12 protein-coding genes, 2 pseudogenes and 1 CRISPR repeat array (1 of these 15 cut by a window edge) are annotated in these 17201 nt (G+C 64.0%); of the genes and pseudogenes, 1 reads left to right on the forward strand and 13 read right to left on the reverse strand.

The window, feature by feature from the left end; translation table 11 throughout:
- Nucleotides 1-2568: a CRISPR direct-repeat array (repeat unit 32 nt; unit sequence GTTTCGATCCACGCGCCCGCGAGGGGCGCGAC); it begins 2812 nt to the left of the window's first position.
- Nucleotides 2569-2746: 178 nt separating this feature from the next.
- The 7 genes and pseudogenes from cas2 to C8D93_RS11325 all read right to left on the reverse strand — a co-directional run.
- Nucleotides 2747-3037 carry a CRISPR-associated endonuclease Cas2 gene (cas2, locus tag C8D93_RS11295; protein WP_110265300.1) on the reverse strand — a complete coding sequence of 97 codons (291 nt, stop codon included), beginning with the start codon at nucleotides 3035-3037 and terminating at the stop codon, nucleotides 2747-2749.
- Between the two features lie 11 nt (nucleotides 3038-3048).
- The gene (gene cas1c, locus C8D93_RS11300; protein WP_110265301.1) at nucleotides 3049-4089 is read right to left on the reverse strand and encodes a type I-C CRISPR-associated endonuclease Cas1c; all 1041 of its coding nucleotides are present in this window, start codon (nucleotides 4087-4089) and stop codon (nucleotides 3049-3051) included.
- Complete coding sequence (gene cas4, locus C8D93_RS11305; protein ID WP_110265302.1) at nucleotides 4089-4721, reverse strand: CRISPR-associated protein Cas4; 633 nt, start codon at nucleotides 4719-4721, stop codon at nucleotides 4089-4091. Before cas4 ends, cas1c begins: the two co-directional genes overlap by 1 nt.
- Before the next feature lie 19 nt (nucleotides 4722-4740).
- Nucleotides 4741-5610 carry a type I-C CRISPR-associated protein Cas7/Csd2 gene (gene cas7c / locus C8D93_RS11310; RefSeq protein WP_110265303.1) on the reverse strand — a complete coding sequence of 290 codons (870 nt, stop codon included), beginning with the start codon at nucleotides 5608-5610 and terminating at the stop codon, nucleotides 4741-4743.
- On the reverse strand, nucleotides 5607-7406 hold the full coding sequence (gene cas8c / locus C8D93_RS11315) for a type I-C CRISPR-associated protein Cas8c/Csd1 (protein WP_110265304.1): 1800 nt from the start codon (nucleotides 7404-7406) through the stop codon (nucleotides 5607-5609). The genes cas7c and cas8c overlap by 4 nt, the downstream gene beginning before the upstream one ends.
- Nucleotides 7403-8077 (reverse strand): type I-C CRISPR-associated protein Cas5c, encoded by a 675-nt coding sequence (gene cas5c / locus C8D93_RS11320; RefSeq protein ID WP_110265305.1) that lies wholly within the window; start codon nucleotides 8075-8077, stop codon nucleotides 7403-7405. Before cas5c ends, cas8c begins: the two co-directional genes overlap by 4 nt.
- Nucleotides 8078-8418: 341 nt before the next feature.
- Nucleotides 8419-9468 (reverse strand): annotated as a pseudogene (locus C8D93_RS11325) (helicase-related protein); the annotation flags it as partial.
- Between C8D93_RS11325 and C8D93_RS11330 the strand changes: the two are divergent.
- On the forward strand, nucleotides 9459-10841 hold the full coding sequence (locus tag C8D93_RS11330) for an IS5 family transposase (RefSeq protein ID WP_110265307.1): 1383 nt from the start codon (nucleotides 9459-9461) through the stop codon (nucleotides 10839-10841). The pseudogene C8D93_RS11325 and the gene C8D93_RS11330 overlap by 10 nt on opposite strands.
- Nucleotides 10842-10868: 27 nt before the next feature.
- Here the strand turns inward: C8D93_RS11330 and C8D93_RS11335 are convergent.
- The 6 genes and pseudogenes from C8D93_RS11335 to groES form a co-directional block, all read right to left on the reverse strand.
- Nucleotides 10869-12179, reverse strand: a pseudogene (locus C8D93_RS11335) (CRISPR-associated endonuclease Cas3''); the annotation flags it as partial.
- Nucleotides 12180-12276: 97 nt separating this feature from the next.
- Nucleotides 12277-12483 carry a hypothetical protein gene (locus C8D93_RS11340; RefSeq protein WP_110265308.1) on the reverse strand — a complete coding sequence of 69 codons (207 nt, stop codon included), beginning with the start codon at nucleotides 12481-12483 and terminating at the stop codon, nucleotides 12277-12279.
- 124 nt (nucleotides 12484-12607) lie between these two features.
- Nucleotides 12608-13576: a helix-turn-helix transcriptional regulator gene (locus C8D93_RS11345; RefSeq protein WP_110265309.1), complete on the reverse strand. Its 969-nt coding sequence runs from the start codon at nucleotides 13574-13576 to the stop codon at nucleotides 12608-12610.
- Nucleotides 13577-13618: 42 nt separating this feature from the next.
- On the reverse strand, nucleotides 13619-14890 hold the full coding sequence (locus C8D93_RS11350) for an adenylate/guanylate cyclase domain-containing protein (RefSeq protein WP_110265310.1): 1272 nt from the start codon (nucleotides 14888-14890) through the stop codon (nucleotides 13619-13621).
- 227 nt (nucleotides 14891-15117) lie between these two features.
- On the reverse strand, nucleotides 15118-16755 hold the full coding sequence (gene groL, locus C8D93_RS11355; RefSeq protein WP_110265311.1) for a chaperonin GroEL: 1638 nt from the start codon (nucleotides 16753-16755) through the stop codon (nucleotides 15118-15120).
- A gap of 70 nt (nucleotides 16756-16825) precedes the next feature.
- On the reverse strand, nucleotides 16826-17116 hold the full coding sequence (gene groES, locus C8D93_RS11360) for a co-chaperone GroES (protein ID WP_110265312.1): 291 nt from the start codon (nucleotides 17114-17116) through the stop codon (nucleotides 16826-16828).
- Between the last annotated feature and the right edge of the window lie 85 nt (nucleotides 17117-17201).

Genomic DNA, 17201 nt, shown 5'->3' on the forward strand with positions numbered 1-17201 from the left:
TTCGATCCACGCGCCCGCGAGGGGCGCGACCCACCGCCGTCTCGGCCCCACGCTCCAGGTTGTCGTTTCGATCCACGCGCCCGCGAGGGGCGCGACCTGCGCGTTGCCGACGCCCTGACTGAACTGGCTGGTTTCGATCCACGCGCCCGCGAGGGGCGCGACACGTGCAGGCGTCTACCTGTTCACTGCGGAAGCGTGGTTTCGATCCACGCGCCCGCGAGGGGCGCGACACGCCGGGTCTTCCTCGGTATCCAGCTCGATATAGCTTCGATCCACGCGCCCGCGAGGGGCGCGACCCTCAACAAGACGATGTCGCAGTTCGTGCATGTGGTGTTTCGATCCACGCGCCCGCGAGGGGCGCGACCGGTGCTAGCCACAGCAGCACGCCAGATCGACGGCGTTTCGATCCACGCGCCCGCGAGGGGCGCGACGTATGCTTACGGCGGTCGCGCGATCGTCACGCTGTGGTTTCGATCCACGCGCCCGCGAGGGGCGCGACCGTCTGACGACGACTGGGATACACACGTGAATCAGTTTCGATCCACGCGCCCGCGAGGGGCGCGACACGCGGCCACCGCCGCGCAGGCCGCCGCGCAGCAGGTTTCGATCCACGCGCCCGCGAGGGGCGCGACCGCCGCATGATCATCGTCAATCCAATCCAGCTGACGTTTCGATCCACGCGCCCGCGAGGGGCGCGACTCTCGTCCGGCGGCTCGGAATACTCCACGCTCGGGTTTCGATCCACGCGCCCGCGAGGGGCGCGACGCACGCAGGCGCAGCAAATCAACGCAGCGGTACAGGTTTCGATCCACGCGCCCGCGAGGGGCGCGACCTGACGCATGGCAGGCGACGCCGCCAGATGCCTCGTTTCGATCCACGCGCCCGCGAGGGGCGCGACCGCGCACGTGGTGCGCGACATCGCCGAGACGGTGGTTTCGATCCACGCGCCCGCGAGGGGCGCGACGCATACAACCCGGCGAGGAAATCCCTGCTGATCCAGTTTCGATCCACGCGCCCGCGAGGGGCGCGACCCGGCGGTCGGTGTCGGCCTCGGCGCTGTCGGTGCGGTTTCGATCCACGCGCCCGCGAGGGGCGCGACGTTAACGCCTCCGCGAACTGCCGCCGCGCGACAGGGTTTCGATCCACGCGCCCGCGAGGGGCGCGACAAAGGGCCGGCGCTGATGTTCTTTAACGACGAAAAGTTTCGATCCACGCGCCCGCGAGGGGCGCGACGTAGATGAGGATATCCAGCACGCCGGCCACGGACTGTTTCGATCCACGCGCCCGCGAGGGGCGCGACCCTCCGGCATCCGCCTGTATGCCGACCAGCCGGAGTTTCGATCCACGCGCCCGCGAGGGGCGCGACGCAGATGCTGCGTGTCCTGATGCAGATCGAGGAGCGTTTCGATCCACGCGCCCGCGAGGGGCGCGACGCATATATTCCCGGTACTCGTCCGGGTTAGAGCCGTTTCGATCCACGCGCCCGCGAGGGGCGCGACTGGAGTGCTGCTCGATCAGCCTGTCGACGAGATCGTTTCGATCCACGCGCCCGCGAGGGGCGCGACGTCCTGTCGTCGTCGATCTCGCTGTTGCTGCGAACGTTTCGATCCACGCGCCCGCGAGGGGCGCGACACGACGTTCCCGTTCTACGCGCGCGCGGCAGCCGAGTTTCGATCCACGCGCCCGCGAGGGGCGCGACAAGAAGTTCGCAAGTTACATGCGGATGCACATATGTTTCGATCCACGCGCCCGCGAGGGGCGCGACTGGTGCGGTTCTGAGCAAAAAACAACCTGAATTGGAGTTTCGATCCACGCGCCCGCGAGGGGCGCGACCCGTGGCGGGCACGAGCACGGCGGTGGCGCTGTCGTTTCGATCCACGCGCCCGCGAGGGGCGCGACCGTGTAGCGGTTGCGCGCGGCCCACTGGTCGTACAGTTTCGATCCACGCGCCCGCGAGGGGCGCGACTACTCGTACTCCGTGATCTTCTGCCCGCCGATGCCGTTTCGATCCACGCGCCCGCGAGGGGCGCGACTCGGCGATGCGGTTCGCCTTCTGCTCGTCGCTGGCGTTTCGATCCACGCGCCCGCGAGGGGCGCGACCGGCGGCGCCGCGCCCCCGGCAGCGGCAGCCTTCACGGTTTCGATCCACGCGCCCGCGAGGGGCGCGACTCGCCCGCCAGTGCGCAGTACGCTGCACCGTCGACGTTTCGATCCACGCGCCCGCGAGGGGCGCGACAAAGGGCGCGCGTGGCTGTTGTCCAAGTCGCTGAAGTTTCGATCCACGCGCCCGCGAGGGGCGCGACTGTATTTTCCAATCGACTTCGCGATGTCGATTTAGTTTCGATCCACGCGCCCGCGAGGGGCGCGACGGCCCTCCTCGTGCAGCCTCGCCGCGCAAGCGGTGTTTCGATCCACGCGCCCGCGAGGGGCGCGACGCGAGCACCGCCCCCGCGTTGGTGCCGGGGTCAAAGTTTCGATCCACGCGCCCGCGAGGGGCGCGACCCGGCGTGAGCGCCACCTGGACGCTAGGGCACCAGTTTCGATCCACGCGCCCGCGAGGGGCGCGACGCTGCGCATCTAACTTCTTGACCGACCAAGCCGCAAACATGCCTTTCCGCGAACCAACCGCCTAGCGGCCGATCACCTCATTGCCCTCCGACGTGATCGGCACTTATCGCATAGCAATCAAATTGTTAAAGAACTGCGAACCCGCCCGCAGCTGGCCGAGCGCTAGAGGTTCGCACCTTCAAACGATCAACGGGCCATTCAGATCAACGGACGGCTTCGCCCCCACATGCTCAACCTTTCGCTGCCAGTTGGAGCCCATGAAGTAGAAGCGCAGGCTGTCGGAATCAGGATCGATCAAGCCGATCAGCCGCTGCTTGAGCACAGCCCACTGAGCCGGCTCCACCTCGATCTCAAAGACGGAAAACTGCACTCTCTGCCCATAATCCCGACATGCCTTCGCAACCTGCCGCAATCGACGACGACCAGCTGCATCCACCGTCGTGACGTCGTAGCTGACAAGAACCATCATCGACTCACCCCCTACTTCCAGAGAAATGGCGGGTATGCGTCGAGGTCTCCGCGCAGATGACGTGCCAAGAGCTGTGCCTGCATCCAGGGGAGCAGTCCGATGGGCATCTTCTCGTTCACAAACGCGTGGAGCACTTCTTCTCGCTTACGTTCCTGATAGGCCACCAGTAAGTTTTTCCTCGCCTCTTCTCGCAGCAGCACCACACCGTTGTCCATCCCCTGAAAATCGCGCTCGGAAACTTGCCGCCGATTGACCATCGACAACACGAGGCGATCTGCCAGAAAGGCGCGAAACTCTTCCATCAAATCCAGAGCCAGACTTGGCCTGCCCGGCCGATCACGATGAAGAAAGCCGACGGCGGGATCTAGCCCCACCGTCTCCAATGCTGATCGGCAATCGTGGGTCAGCAGCGTGTAGAAGAATGACAACAAGGCGTTGACCGCATCCCGAGGCGGCCTACGATTCCGCCCATCGAACCGGAACATCGGGTTTGGCACGCGGATCAGATGGTCAAAGACCCCAAAGTAGGCCTGCGCAGCCTCACCTTCCAAACCTCGAAGAACCTGGGACTCAGGTTCCGTTAACAACTTTCGTGAGATGCGTTCAAGCCGCTGGTACGCCTGTCTCAGCTCCGTCGAAGCTTGGGCGCTCATGGAGTCACCGTGATCCCTTAACGCCCGCCCCAGGACCACGCGTTGATTGAACAGCTTGCCCACTAACACATGACGAACGATGGCCGCACAGCCCTCGACGTCATCGCTCCGACGATACTGCTCGCGCCTGAGAAGCACATTGCCGGATACAGGCCCCTCGACTCTCGCAAGGAACTTGCCGTTCGGGCTCAGAAAGCAGACGCTGATCCCCTGCTCCGCGCAATAGCCAAGTAGCGGCGGAGAGACCATCACGCGGCCGAAGCACACAAGACTTTCCAGCATATGGATGGGAATTCTGGCACGCTCCTGCTGATCCACATCCATGACCATGTTGGCGCCGTCCTTGTGCAGCCACGCGCCTTCCGTCGTCACGTACAGCGTATTGAGCTGACGACGCATCAGTCCGTAGCTTCCATCTGGCGCTCCAGCCATTTGCGTACGGACTGCCGACGCTCAATCTCACGCGGCCTGCAGAGATCCATCAGCGAACAGGCGTCGCAACGTTTCGGCTCGTAGGTTGCCGATGGCGTGCTTCGCTCTTGGAACAATGCCCTCACCGCCAGAATGGTCTGCAGCGTCAGCTCGCGTAGCGACCCGTCGAAAGCTACAAGCTTTCGACGACGGGTTTGGCCGTAAAACAAAGCGCCCTCAGGCACCGCGCAACCCAGCATCGCCTCCAGGCACAAGCCCTGCGCGCAAAGCTGAACCTCATCCGCGCGATGCGCCTTCGGTCTGCCGCGCTTGTACTCCACTGGGCACGGGACCGACGTCGACCCCACCACTCGGAACTCCACGACATCCGCCACACCCGCCACCCCAAGCGCAGGAGCAGCTAAGGGCATCGCGGTCACCGTCCGCACGCCACGGCGCTGCTCGATGCCGGGCAAGTCCGCCCGATCGTGCATGATCCGTCCCTCGGCGGTATGACGGTTTTCGGACCACAGGCGCTCGACTTGAATCAGGGCGAATTGCCGCGGGCAGTACAAGTAGTGCTGGAGGGCGGAGATAGGAATGAGGTCGTCGTCTTCCATCGTCCGCCCTCCAACTACGTCAGAACGGCTCGAACACGGTTACGCCGTCAGGAAGGCTGTCGCGATCAACATTGACCTGATAATCGGAGAAATGGCGCGCGGGCGCTTCCGCCTTTGGATCGACGCGCTTCACGGTGACCTTGTCGAACAAGACGTGAGCCGGGGCATTCCCCATCGGCAGCTCATGCTTGAACACGATCAGTTTGCGCGCCGACATCTCACCGTGAGCGGCGGAGCGGTCATGCTCAAAAAGGTTGGTCAGCGCCCGCCAGAGCAGGGCCAGATCCTCTTCCGAGAATCCCGTGCGTTCCGCCAGCTTGGCAGAGACAAACCCGTGCATGCGATACAGCCCATAGGGCAGAACATGCTTGCGGCCCATAGTGCGTTCCTTCTCCAGGTCCTTCTCGTTCGTCACCGCAACGCGTGTGATGGAGATCTCCAGGGGCACTACCGACTCCACGGAGCTAGCGAAGGCCAATTGAATAGGCCCGCGAACCTGTCCAGCATTCACTTCCGTCGTCATCACCGCGCCGAACGCCCGTACATCGAAGAAGTTCTTGCACATCCAGGCGGTCAGCTCGCGCGCTTTCGCCTCGTCCTTGGGCAGCTTCTTGGACTCCGGTTCAATGTCCAGCGCGGCATAGGCCTGCTTGTGCTGGTTGTTGAGAACCGACTTCTCCTGCATGTAGATGGCGTAGCCCGCCGCGCCCTCCTTTTCCAGAGCCACGTAGTTCCGAATCTTGCGTTTGATCGCAACGTCGGTGACCAGCCCCTGATTCGTCTCTGGATCGAGACGCGGCAAATTGCCGGCATCGGGGTCTCCATTCGGGTTGCCATTGCTCACGTCGAACAGATAGACAAACTCGTAGCGGTTGGTAATGGCGCTCATGCGATCTCTCCCTCGGTTTCGGTATCCGCAACATCGTGACGCGCAAAGCGCGCCTGGATCTGGTGGTAGTAGCCGATGGCGAACTGTCCCTGCGCCTCGATGCGCAAGCTCCTTGGAAACGCTGTTCCAAGTCGATCGACGATTTCGCCAATCTCCTTCTCGAGATTCACTGCAAATCCGGGCTTGTCCTTACGCAATCGCCCAAGGTGATGCTGTGCGTTCCTGAGCAGAACCGGAAACACGCTGGCGGGTGTCGCCGAGGCCGCGCCGTAGTAGCGATCCCGAATCGTTGCATTGATCTGTTTGCCCAACGCAGCGCGCTGGATGTTCTCCAAGGTCGAGAACAGACGGCCCAACAGATAGCCGGGATCGGCATTTTCTGTATCAAGACTCACGGGTAGTACTCCCTTGTCGATGTCCCTCTGGCCCAGCCGCGCTTCGCGGGCCAGGATGGCTTTGATCAGTGAGGCGCGCGCGCCGAAAGCCCTCTCATCACCGTCAGCGCGAAGCCGCATGATCAAGGTGGTCAATAAGCTTCGCGGGTAGCGGCCGCCGGTCAGGATCGCGCGGGTCAACTCCCCGGCCAGCTGCGGTGGCACGTCCTCGCTCTTTGCTTTGCCGTCACGCGACGGCGCTGATGCGAGCAGCAGCCGCCAGACGGGCGGTGGCCTCCGCCAAGGCGACGGCACGAGATTCAAATCGTCGAAATGCCACGCCAGTCGCTCGGCGAACACGGCTAGCGTCTCGGTCTCCCAGAAACGCACCGACAATCGCGAGGCATTCGGCGCCAGTCCGAGCACGAAAATACGCGTACCGTCGTCTAGCTGCCCCTCCAGGTCGCGCAGTGGCAATCCACGGCGGACCTGGTCGAGCACCTCGTACAGTTGCCGGATCGCGCGTTCGTCATCGTCCGCCGGATCGAAGAAGCTGGCGAACAAGTCCTCCGCCGCCTGAGCTTGGGCATTGCTTGGCGCCTGCGCCCAGAACACGACTGTCGTATCACCAATCCGAAGCTGCTGCCGACTTTCGCGCCTCAACAGGTGGTTGAGAACCGTTGTATAGGCAAACGCAACCGCTTCCGAGATCGGCGCATTCTCGCCCTGCTGCTTTCCATAGGAGGTGAACGATTCAAGGTTGAACGAAACCAGTGAAGCGCCGGAACTTTGAGCCCCCATCACACCTTTGATGGCGGGGTGCAAACGCGCCACCGGCGCCTTCTCGCCGGTTACCAGACACATCCTCAAGGCGCTGCCGGCACCGGCAGCGACCATCCGCTGCCACGCGGCACGCGCGGCAGGACGCTCGTGCAGAAAGCGCTGTTCACCCTCCAACCGGAAGACCACGTTGGTATCCAGCATCGTCTCGCCGTGGCGCACGAAAGCCGGATGCTCCGTGAACATCTTCGGCCGCCACTGGCTCAGGAACGTCTGAAGCGCCCGCAGTCCCGGATCGTCGGTATCCGCCAGCGCTTCGGCATGCAGCGCGCGGAAGGTCGCATGCTCCTGCTCGCTTCGCTTGCTGCTGGCGCTCACCCCCAGCACGTAACTGGTCTTGTCCCAGAGAAAGCACGCCGCGATGTTCACCGAGCGCTTCGGCGCTTGCGGGACGCTGAGGCCGCGCGGAGTCGGCTTCTTGCCGCTGGTATCGCGGATGTCGAGTACATCGATGACATCGCCGCCCGGCGACAGGATGATCGCGTAGCTGATCTTTTCCTGACTGTAGCCTGGGGCGGAAATGCTCTCCGGTTGCTCATCCAGCAACCGCAGGTAGTAGTCATTCAAGGCGGCAAGGATCATGAGCGAATCTCCTCGCTGGCCATAGGCGGCACCACGATCAAGCCATCGACCATCCGCGCCCGAAAGAAGCGGGACGTCATACCATCAGCGAAGTCGATGTCGTGCAGCATCCATCCCAGATCCCGCTCGCCGGCCAGCGAGGCATGCGCAGCGGGCGTCTCGCTGCCGTCCTCAATCAACTCGAAGCGAGCGGGAAACTCGCGAGTGCCAAGACACGGCGCGTGAAAGCACTGCCCGCGGCGCGCGCGCCGATTGAAGATGTCGAGATGCTTGCCGACGTTGTCGTCGGGGCCAGCCTTGTCCGTCAACTCGAAGTGCGCGCCGATCACATAGGCCACGTCCCGCAGAAGCGTCGTGGCCCGCTGCTGGCGATCTTCCTCGACATAGCTGACCAGCGTGTCGGTGCGGCCAGTCTTGATCGCCTTGCCGACGCTGGCTGCAGACAGCTTGCCGCCCACCTCGTTGCGCCGGATCGACTCGAAGCGAATCGGCTTCAGCACCTGGATGCTGTCCACCACCCAGCGAATCGCAGGCTTCCAGTGAATCGCCTCCAGAATGCCGCGAGCGGCCGACGGTGTGATGACGTCGTACGACACTCTTTCGACCTTCATTTCGGGGCGAGTAAATAGTGCTCGCTCGCCTTGGATAAATAGCTTGACGCCGAAGCCCATACCCCCTCCCGCCCACAAGAGGCGCGACTTTGTGGATACAGCCCCCTTCAAAGAAGGGGGCTGGCTAATACATCCAACGGCGCTTCACGAGTTTCGATCCACGCCCTCACAGCAACCTGTCCATTAGTCGCCCCAAGAAGGGTGAACCCAGGATCATTGCCACAAGGACGACCACCCACGGCCAGACTGGCGCCCTTTCGCGTCCTCGAATGTCGAGAGTCAAACGAACCGAGTAATCCGGTGGTTCCGGCTCTCTATCTGGACGAGACATGGAAGGCTCCCTAGCAGTGGGTGCCGCATCCTATCAATAACTGATATTCTCGTGAAGTGCTGTTGGAAAACTAAAGTACAAGGCGCTCCGCCTCCCAGAACTGCGGGTTATCCCAATGCAGCCCGGACCGCTCGTCATAGAGACGCGGGTTTACGAGCTGAACGAACTGATCGCCGAACCGCTCCGCGACCGGCTGAATCGCATGTGCCTGCCACAGCGCGTCATACGCTTTACGCGGAACCTGCACGAGATAAGGCTGTAGGCGGCGAGCGATCGCGCCGCAGCCCTCGGCAAAGGCCAGTTCCCTGAGCGCCTCACGCGCAGACTCATCCCAGGGCACGATCACCGGGCGCATCGCCGTTTCGATCAGCCGGAATTTCTCGGCCAAGGTTTCGAACGGAAGATCGTCCGGCTTCCGCGCTTTGAGCAGATCGAGCAGGCCATGTGCATCCAGTTCCTTCGGCCCCTTCTGCCAGTACAGCTCCTGAAAGTACGCACGCACGGCTTCCGGCGACAGCAGATCGTCGCGGTACTGCCGCTCAACCGCGCGGAATGCCTGCGCGAACTGCTGCAGCTCAGGGGGCGGCGCCCACTCCGGATTGGCCGTCGCGAACACCAGGACCTCGCTATCCTCGTGACGGCGCCTCCCTTCCCGATTGCAGCGGCCCGCCGCCTGCGCAACCGAATCCAGCCCGGCCTCCGCGCGGAGGACCGTAGGCAGATCGATATCCACACCGGCTTCGATCAGCGACGTTGCAACTAGCCGGCAAGGCTGCCCTGTCTTCAATCGCTGCCGAACTTCCGCCAGCACGGCGCTGCGATGCTTGGCACACATCAGAGTCGTCAGGTGACGGGCGCCCGGCTGATCGGAAATCGTCTCGAACATAGCGCGCGCATGACGCCGGTTATTGACGATGCATAGCACTTGCTGGCGTTGACGCAAATGATCTGTCAACGCTTCATCATCCAGCGCACCGACATGCCTTAGTCGCCCCTGAAAATTCCCCAACCTCATGAATATCTTTGAGAAAGTGGCGCTGAAGTGCTGCTGGATTTGCCAGGAACTGCGATAATTGCATTCAGAAACTGGCGAAATCTGGAGGCTTTTCGATGCGTCATCAGGTATCCCCCAGCGAGACGGCAGCGGCCCGAACGGATGACTTCTTCCGCTCCCGTCTGGACCAGATGATCGAGATGCGTCATCCCCTTTCCCGACTAGCTGAGGTGATGCCCTGGCAAGCCCTGGAATCTGAGCTCTCCGGGGTGCTGCCGCCGACACCCGCCGGGGCTGGCCGTCCCGCCTTGCCGCTGCGGATGATCATTGGCCTGCTGTACTTGAAGCACGCCTACAACCTCTCCGATGAACAGGTCTGCGCCCGCTGGCTGGAGAACCCCTACTGGCAGTTCTTCTGCGGAGAAGTGATCTTTCAAACCCGCTTTCCCTGTGATCCCAGCTCTCTGACCCGCTTCCGCCACCGACTGGGGGAGGCTGGCGTGGAAGCACTGCTGGCCCAGACCATCGAAGCCGCCAAGGACCTGAGGGCGGTCAAGCGCGCCGATCTCGAACAGATCGTCATTGACTCCACGGTGCAGGAGAAAGCCGTGGCCTATCCCACCGACAGCCGCTTGCTGGAGATCGCCCGACACAAGCTCGTGAAGGCCGCCAAAGCCGAAGGCATCGTCCTGCGCCAGAGCTACGCCCGCATCGGCCCGGCACTCAAGTTCAAGGCCGGCCGCTATGCCCACGCCAAGCAGTTCAAGCGAATGCGCAGAACCTTGAAGAGCCAGCGCACTTTGCTCGGACGGCTGATCCGCGAGTTGCAGCGCAAGGCCAACGACGAACAGCGGCAACGGCTCGCCGTCTTGCTTGAACGCGCCAAGCGCATTCGCAGCCAGAAACTCAAGGACAAGAACAAGCTCTACGCCCTGCATGCGCCCGAGGTGGAATGCATCGGCAAGGGCAAAGCTCGCCAGCCCTACGAGTTCGGGGTCAAGGTCGGCATCGCGGTGGCAGCCAAGAAAGGTCTGGTCATCGGCGCCCGCAGCTTTCCCGGTAACCCCTATGACGGCGATACCCTGGAGGAGCATCTGGAGCAGACCGCCATCCTCACCGGCGTTGCGCCGAAGACCGCCATCGTCGATCTCGGCTACCGGGGCAGGCAGCCTGAACACATCACCATCCTTCACCGGGGCAAGAAGAAGACGCTGACCCCGCCGCAGATCCGGCTGCTTAAGCGACGCCAGGCCGTCGAACCGACCATCGGGCACCTGAAAGACGGCCACCGCATGCGCCGCTGCTTTCTCAAAGGTCAGATGGGCGATGCTCTGAACGTGGTGCTGGCCGCTGCTGGTTACAACATCCGTTGGTTGATGCGCTGGATCGCCTTTTCTTGGGCCCAAATCCTGTCCCTGTTAATTTCACACTGGCGCGCAGCAAGAGCCGCTACCGAGCACCAGCAACAATCCAACCAACTTCAGGCCACTATGGCGTGAGAATTGGTGAATTCTTCAGGGGCGACGCCTTACATTCACGCGGCGAAGCTGTCGGTATAGCGCAGGCGGATTGGGCGCCAGTTCTCGAACGCCCTTCAAGCCATCCAGAAAGCCTTGATCCGCATTGAGTGCTGGCTGGGTTGCCGTACACAGGACGATGCTACTGGCGTAGTTGAGCGCAAGTTCGTCAATCAAAGCGACGCAGGGCCGCAACAGCTTCAGCGGCAAGGTCTGGGCCTCATCGAGGATGACGACGCTGCTGGCGACGTTGTGCAACTTGCGGCAACGCGAAGGCCGATCGGCAAAAAAACTCTCGAAGAACTGCACCGCCGTGGTCACGACCAGGGGCGCATCCCAGTTCTCCATCGCAAGCCTGCGCTTCTCCCGGGACTGAAAGGCGTGCTTCGGGTCCTCGATGAAGGCGCTGTGGTGCTCCAGAACGGCATCTTCGCCAAGGTCGCCGAAGGCTTCGCGGAATACCTGGGCGTTCTGCTCGACAATGCTGGTGAACGGAATGACGAAGATCACGCGGCGGAGCCCGTGCGCGATCGCATGGTCCAACGCAAAAGCCAGGGACGCCAGGGTTTTTCCGCCACCTGTCGGGACCGTCAGCGAGAACAGTCCGGGAGTCACCCCGGCCTGAGACCGGACATGAGACAGGATGTCGGCGCGAAGCTGATTCACCTCGCCGTCCGCCTTGAACCTAGACAGCCTCGCATCCAACCGCGCGCGGAGTTCAGTCAGGCTGGGCAACTCCCCGCCTCTGCGAGGGCCACGACCTTCTATGCGGCGATAGAACTCGTCGGTGTCGATGAAATCCGCGTCCACCAGACAGGCGAACAGCATGCGTGTCAGCAATGCGAGCTGGAATGCTCCACGCTCGCGGCACGCCTGAAATCCAGCAGGCAAGCCAAGCTCGTCGGCTTGAGGAAGCGTCAGCTCTCGCTCCCAAACCGGTAGCAACTCGGGCAGCTCGCTGGACAGCCGGTCCTTCAGGGACGTCCGCGCACCCTCGCCTCGCCCATTGGCTAGCCCGGCGTGATGCCCCGCGATTGCGTAGGCCAACAGCTGCCCGATTGCACCGCAGCGCTCAATTGCAACGCGGGCGCCCCAGGTAGCGTGGTCCATCTTCGGGAACTCACCCCTGAGGCGGGACTGGAACTCGTGGGTGTACTTGCCCAAGTCGTGCAGCAGACCCGCGGCAAGAGCGATCGTCGATGCGCAGAAGGCCTCGGCGTTGGCCGCCGCCAGCCGACCAGTACCTGCAAGATGCTCCGCGAGCAACTGCCAATCCGATTGATCCGGACTGTCCGTCGAATGCGCATAGAAATCGCTCATCGAGCCGCTTCCCTCCAAGCGACCGAGTCCCTTCATTGGCCCTTTGCCGACATCCCTGTCGAGGGCCTGATTCGGTTGGACCGTAGCGCAGAACCTTTCAGCGCGCCAGCGCAAGCAGATAGTCCGGCACCCAATTGCGCCACGGCTGGTTCTTGATCTCCGGGCGCTCAGGCAGCAGGCGCACGTTCATCGCCGACGGGCGACGGCGCAGCTCGGCCGGCAGGGATTCGACCGGAATACGGACATTGATGTACTTGCGGTCGGCGGTGAGCTGGACGGCGAACGGCAGGGTGTCGACAGTCATGGTGCGGCTCCGCGTGTGTGGATGACGGAGTGCATTGTCGGGAGGGGTTGGCTCAGAACATGAGCCTTGTTTCGGCAGAGTGCGATTCGAGCCGCTCACGCCTGAAGGCGCTCCTACAGGCTGCTCATTCAGGTGAGGTGCCGCGGTAGCGGGCTGCAGCCTTCTCGAGGCGGCGGGCGACGGAAATGCGCAGGCTGGCCGGAGCGATGACTTCGACGTCCGGACCGTAGCGCAGGATGTCGAGAATCAGCTCCTCGTCATGGTGGTACGGCACCGACAGCTCGTAGCTGCCGTCGGCCAGCCAGATGCCCTGTTGATGTTCATGCCACTGCTCGACCGAGACCCAGCGTGCGCGTTCGGCGGTGAAGCGCAGCACCGCGGTGGCGGTCGGCGCGCCGGAAAAGATGCCGTAGGAACCGCCGAGCTCGACATTCAGTCGATCGTCTGCAACGTCCTGGGCGCGCGTGTCGAGGACATCGGCCCGGATCACGCAGTCGAGCGCGAAGGTGCGCAGACCGTTGGACTTGTGGCACCAGGCGTCGAGGTACCAGTTGTCGCGGTAGTGCGTGAGGCGCTGCGGCGAGATCTCGCGGGTGCTGGTCTGGCCGCTGCCACGCGACGCGTAGTCGATCATCAGGCGCTGGCGCTGCAGCACCGCGGCGGCAATCGCGGCGAAGTGCCGGCCGGCGGGTCGCGCCGCGGCCCGCAGCAGGCGGATGCGCGCGGCGTTGCTGTCCTTCAGGCCCTGCGATTGCAGGATGCTGCCGATCCGCGTGCGCAGCGGCGCCAGGGCATCGTCGAGCAGGCCGGGCTGGAAGCTGGCCAGCAACTGCTGCAGGCTCAGCAGCGCCTGCAGCTCCTCGGCGCTGAACCAGAACCCCGGCAGCTCGTAGGCCTCGTCGGTGTAGCGATACCCGCGCGGCTCGCGCGAGGTCTCGATCGGCGCCCCGAGCACGTCGCGCAGATAGGCCAGCACGCGCTTGGTCGTCGCCCGCGAACACTCCAGCTCGGCCTGGACGCGCTCGAACGGCACCGGATAGCGCCGGCTCTTGAGCAACCGGTGCAGACGGTAGACGTGCTCGAAGGATTTCACGGCCCAAGGCTAGCCGATCGCCGCCGCCGAAGGCAGGCCGCGTCAGGCGGAACGCAGCGCATAGACACCGACGCCATCGCCGAAGCCCTTGAGGCTGCCGACGGCGCGCGGCTGCGACGCCAGCAGGTCGCCAAGCCCCTCGCGGACCGCGGCATCCACCAGCACCTCACCGTCCTGCGCCTGGTCGCACAGTCGCGCCGCGAGGTTGACCGCCGATCCGACGGCGACATATTCCAGCCGGCCACCGCCGCGGATCGCGCCGACGGTGACTTCCCCGCAGGCGACGCCGGCGCCGATGCCCAGCCCCGGTGGCAGGCGGTCCCGCAGTCCGGCGACGATCTCGAGCGCACAGCTCGCCGCCCGCTCCCGGTGGTTCGCATACGCCACCGGCGCGCCGAACAGGATCACGACACCGTCGCCGGCATGATCCTTGATCGTGCCACGATGACGGAACGCCACCTCGCCGACGGCGTCGTAGTAGCGCTCCAGCACACCGACGACATCGGCCGAGTCCTGTTCGCGGGCATAGCCGGTGAAACCCCGCAGGTCGCAGACGACGACGCTGATCTCGCGCCGGTCCCGGCGCAGGACCTCGTCGAGGCCGCGCAGCTTGACCAGACGCGCCACCTCGGGCGACAGGAAGCGATCGAGGGCCTGCGCACGCTGTGCCTGCACGATGAGGTAGCGCACCGTACCGGCCATGAAGATCATCAGACCGACCACCAGCACCAGCGGAATCCAGGCCTTGCCGACGACCAGGCCCGCAAGCAGGAACGGCGCCGCGAGCACGAAGGCGCGCAGCCGGATGGACTCCGCGGGATCGGCACGCGCGATCAGCAGGATCAGGATGGCGATGCCCGCCAGCAACGCCGAGGTGCCGAGCACAGGCGCGAAGATCGCCCACTCGTAACCGCGCAGCGCGATCAGTCCGTCGCGCTCGCTGGTCGCGGCCTCCGGCGCGATGAGCAGGTACCCGAGCCGCATCGCGCCGAAGAGCAGGGCCAGGCCCTGGGCCACGCGGAACAGCACGCTCGCGACCCGCCCCGGTCGTTCCGCCGCGGTCAGACCGACCCGGCGCGCCCACTCCATGCCGACGACGATCGCGGCAGTCTCGCCGAATCCACCGGCCAGCTCGACCCACCACTGCGCGCCGCCGGACTCGAACGGCTCCAGCAGCAGGCTCGCACCGATCAGCAGCAGGCACAGCGCCAGCGCCCGGCTGGTCGGGCTGCGGCGGTCGCTCCAGAAGAACATCAGCCCCGCCACCAAGGTCATCACGCCGAGAAGCAGGAAGTGCTGGAGCATGGGCGACATCGGCTGATCTTAGCGGGATCGGTGACACGGGTCGGGGTTGCCGCGCTGCGCGCGGCCCTCTCCCGCCCCTACGGGGCACCCTCTCCCACACGTGGGAGAGGGGAATGCACCAAAAGACAAGGCCCCGTTTCCGGGGCCTTGCAGTACCACATGCGCTGCGCAAGTAGCACGCATCGCTATGTTTTGAAAGTCGCCGCCATGGATGGCGGCGGCTTGTCAGGACGACATTAAAAATCCCCCATGCCGCCCATGCCGCCGCCCGGAGGCATCATCGGCGCCTCTTCCTTCTTCGGCAGCTCGGCGATCATCGCCTCGGTGGTCAGCAGCAGACCGGCAACCGAAGCGGCGTTCTGCAGCGCCATGCGCGTGACCTTGGCCGGATCGATGATGCCGGTGTCGATCATGTCGACGAACTCGCCCGTGCCGGCGTTGTAGCCGTTGGCACCCTTGGCTTCCTTCACCTTGTTGACGATGACCGACGGCTCTTCGCCGGCATTCTTGACGATCTGGCGCAGCGGCTCCTCGATGGCGCGCTTGAGGATGTTGACGCCGACCTGCTGGTCGTCCGTCGACGCCTTGAACGCATCCAGGACCTTCTGCGCGCGGATCAGCGCGGTACCGCCGCCGGCCACGATGCCTTCCTCGACGGCCGCACGGGTGGCGTGCAGGGCGTCTTCGACGCGCGCCTTCTTCTCCTTCATCGCGGTCTCGGTGGCGGCACCAACCTTGATCACGGCAACGCCGCCGGAGAGCTTGGCCAGACGCTCCTGGAGCTTCTCGCGATCGTAGTCGGAGGTCGCGGCCTCGACCTGCGCGCGGATTTCCTTGACGCGCGACTGGATCTTCTCCTTCTTGCCGGCGCCGTCGATGATCGTCGTGTTCTCCTTGTCGATCTGCACCTTCTTGGCGGTGCCCAGATCGTCCACGGTCACCTTCTCGAGCGACAGGCCCAGCTCCTCGGAAATCACCTGGCCACCGGTCAGGATGGCGATGTCCTTGAGCATTTCCTTGCGGCGGTCACCGAAGCCCGGCGCCTTGACGGCAGCGACCTTGAGGATGCCGCGCAGGTTGTTGACGACCAGGGTCGCCAGCGCCTCGCCCTCGACGTCCTCGGCGATGATCAGCAGCGGCTTGCCCTGCTTGGCCACGCCCTCGAGCACCGGCAGCATCTCGCGGATGTTGGAGATCTTCTTCTCGGTGATGAGAATCAGCGGGCTGTCGAGCTCGACCTGCTGGCTCTGCGCGTTGTTGATGAAGTACGGCGACAGGTAGCCGCGGTCGAACTGCATGCCCTCGACGACTTCGAGCTCGTCGTTCAGGCCCGAGCCGTCCTCGACGGTGATCACGCCTTCCTTGCCGACCTTGTCCATCGCCTCGGCGATGCGCTCGCCGATCGACTCGTCGTTGTTGGCCGACACGGTGCCGACCTGGGCGATCGCCTTGCGATCCTTGCACGGCTTGGAGACCTTCTTGATCTCGGCGACGACGGCCTCGACGGCCTTGTCGATACCGCGCTTGATTTCCATCGGGTCGATGCCGGCGGTGACCGACTTCAGGCCCTCGTTGACGATCGCCTGTGCGAGCACGGTCGCGGTCGTGGTGCCGTCACCGGCCTCGTCGGAGGTCTTGGAGGCCACTTCCTTGACCAGCTGCGCGCCCATGTTCTCGAACTTGTCCTTCAGCTCGATTTCCTTGGCGACGGAAACGCCGTCCTTGGTCACCGTCGGGGCGCCGAAGGACTTCTCGAGCACCACGTTGCGGCCCTTCGGACCCAGCGTCACCTTGACGGCGTTGGCCAGGACGTTGACGCCGGCCACCATGCGGGCGCGGGCATCGTCACCGAACTTCAGTTCTTTTGCTGCCATGTTCTATTCCTCTTTCGAAACGAATGCGGGCTCCCGCCGTGGCGGGTGCCGGGAATGAGCGGAATGCGTCTTACTTGGTGAAGACGGCCATGATGTCGTCCTCGCGCATCACGAGAACCTCGTCGCCGTCGACCTTGACCTCGGAACCCGAGTACTTGCCGAACAGCACGACATCACCCTTCTTCACATCCATGGCAATGGTCTTGCCGTCGTCACCCTTCTTGCCGGGGCCGACCGCCAGCACTTCGCCGCGAACCGGCTTCTCGGCCGCATTGTCCGGGATGATGATGCCGCCGGCGGACTTCTTTTCCTCTTCCAGACGCTTGACGATCACGCGATCGTGCAGGGGGCGCAGATTCATAGATAAATCTCCCGATGATTCAGTGGCTTGAGTCTCCAACGGCGAACGCCGCCAGACCGTGTTGACCCGGTCTTGTTAGCACTCG

This window comes from Sinimarinibacterium flocculans (genome assembly GCF_003201205.1).
Taxonomy (GTDB): domain Bacteria; phylum Pseudomonadota; class Gammaproteobacteria; order Nevskiales; family Nevskiaceae; genus Solimonas; species Solimonas flocculans.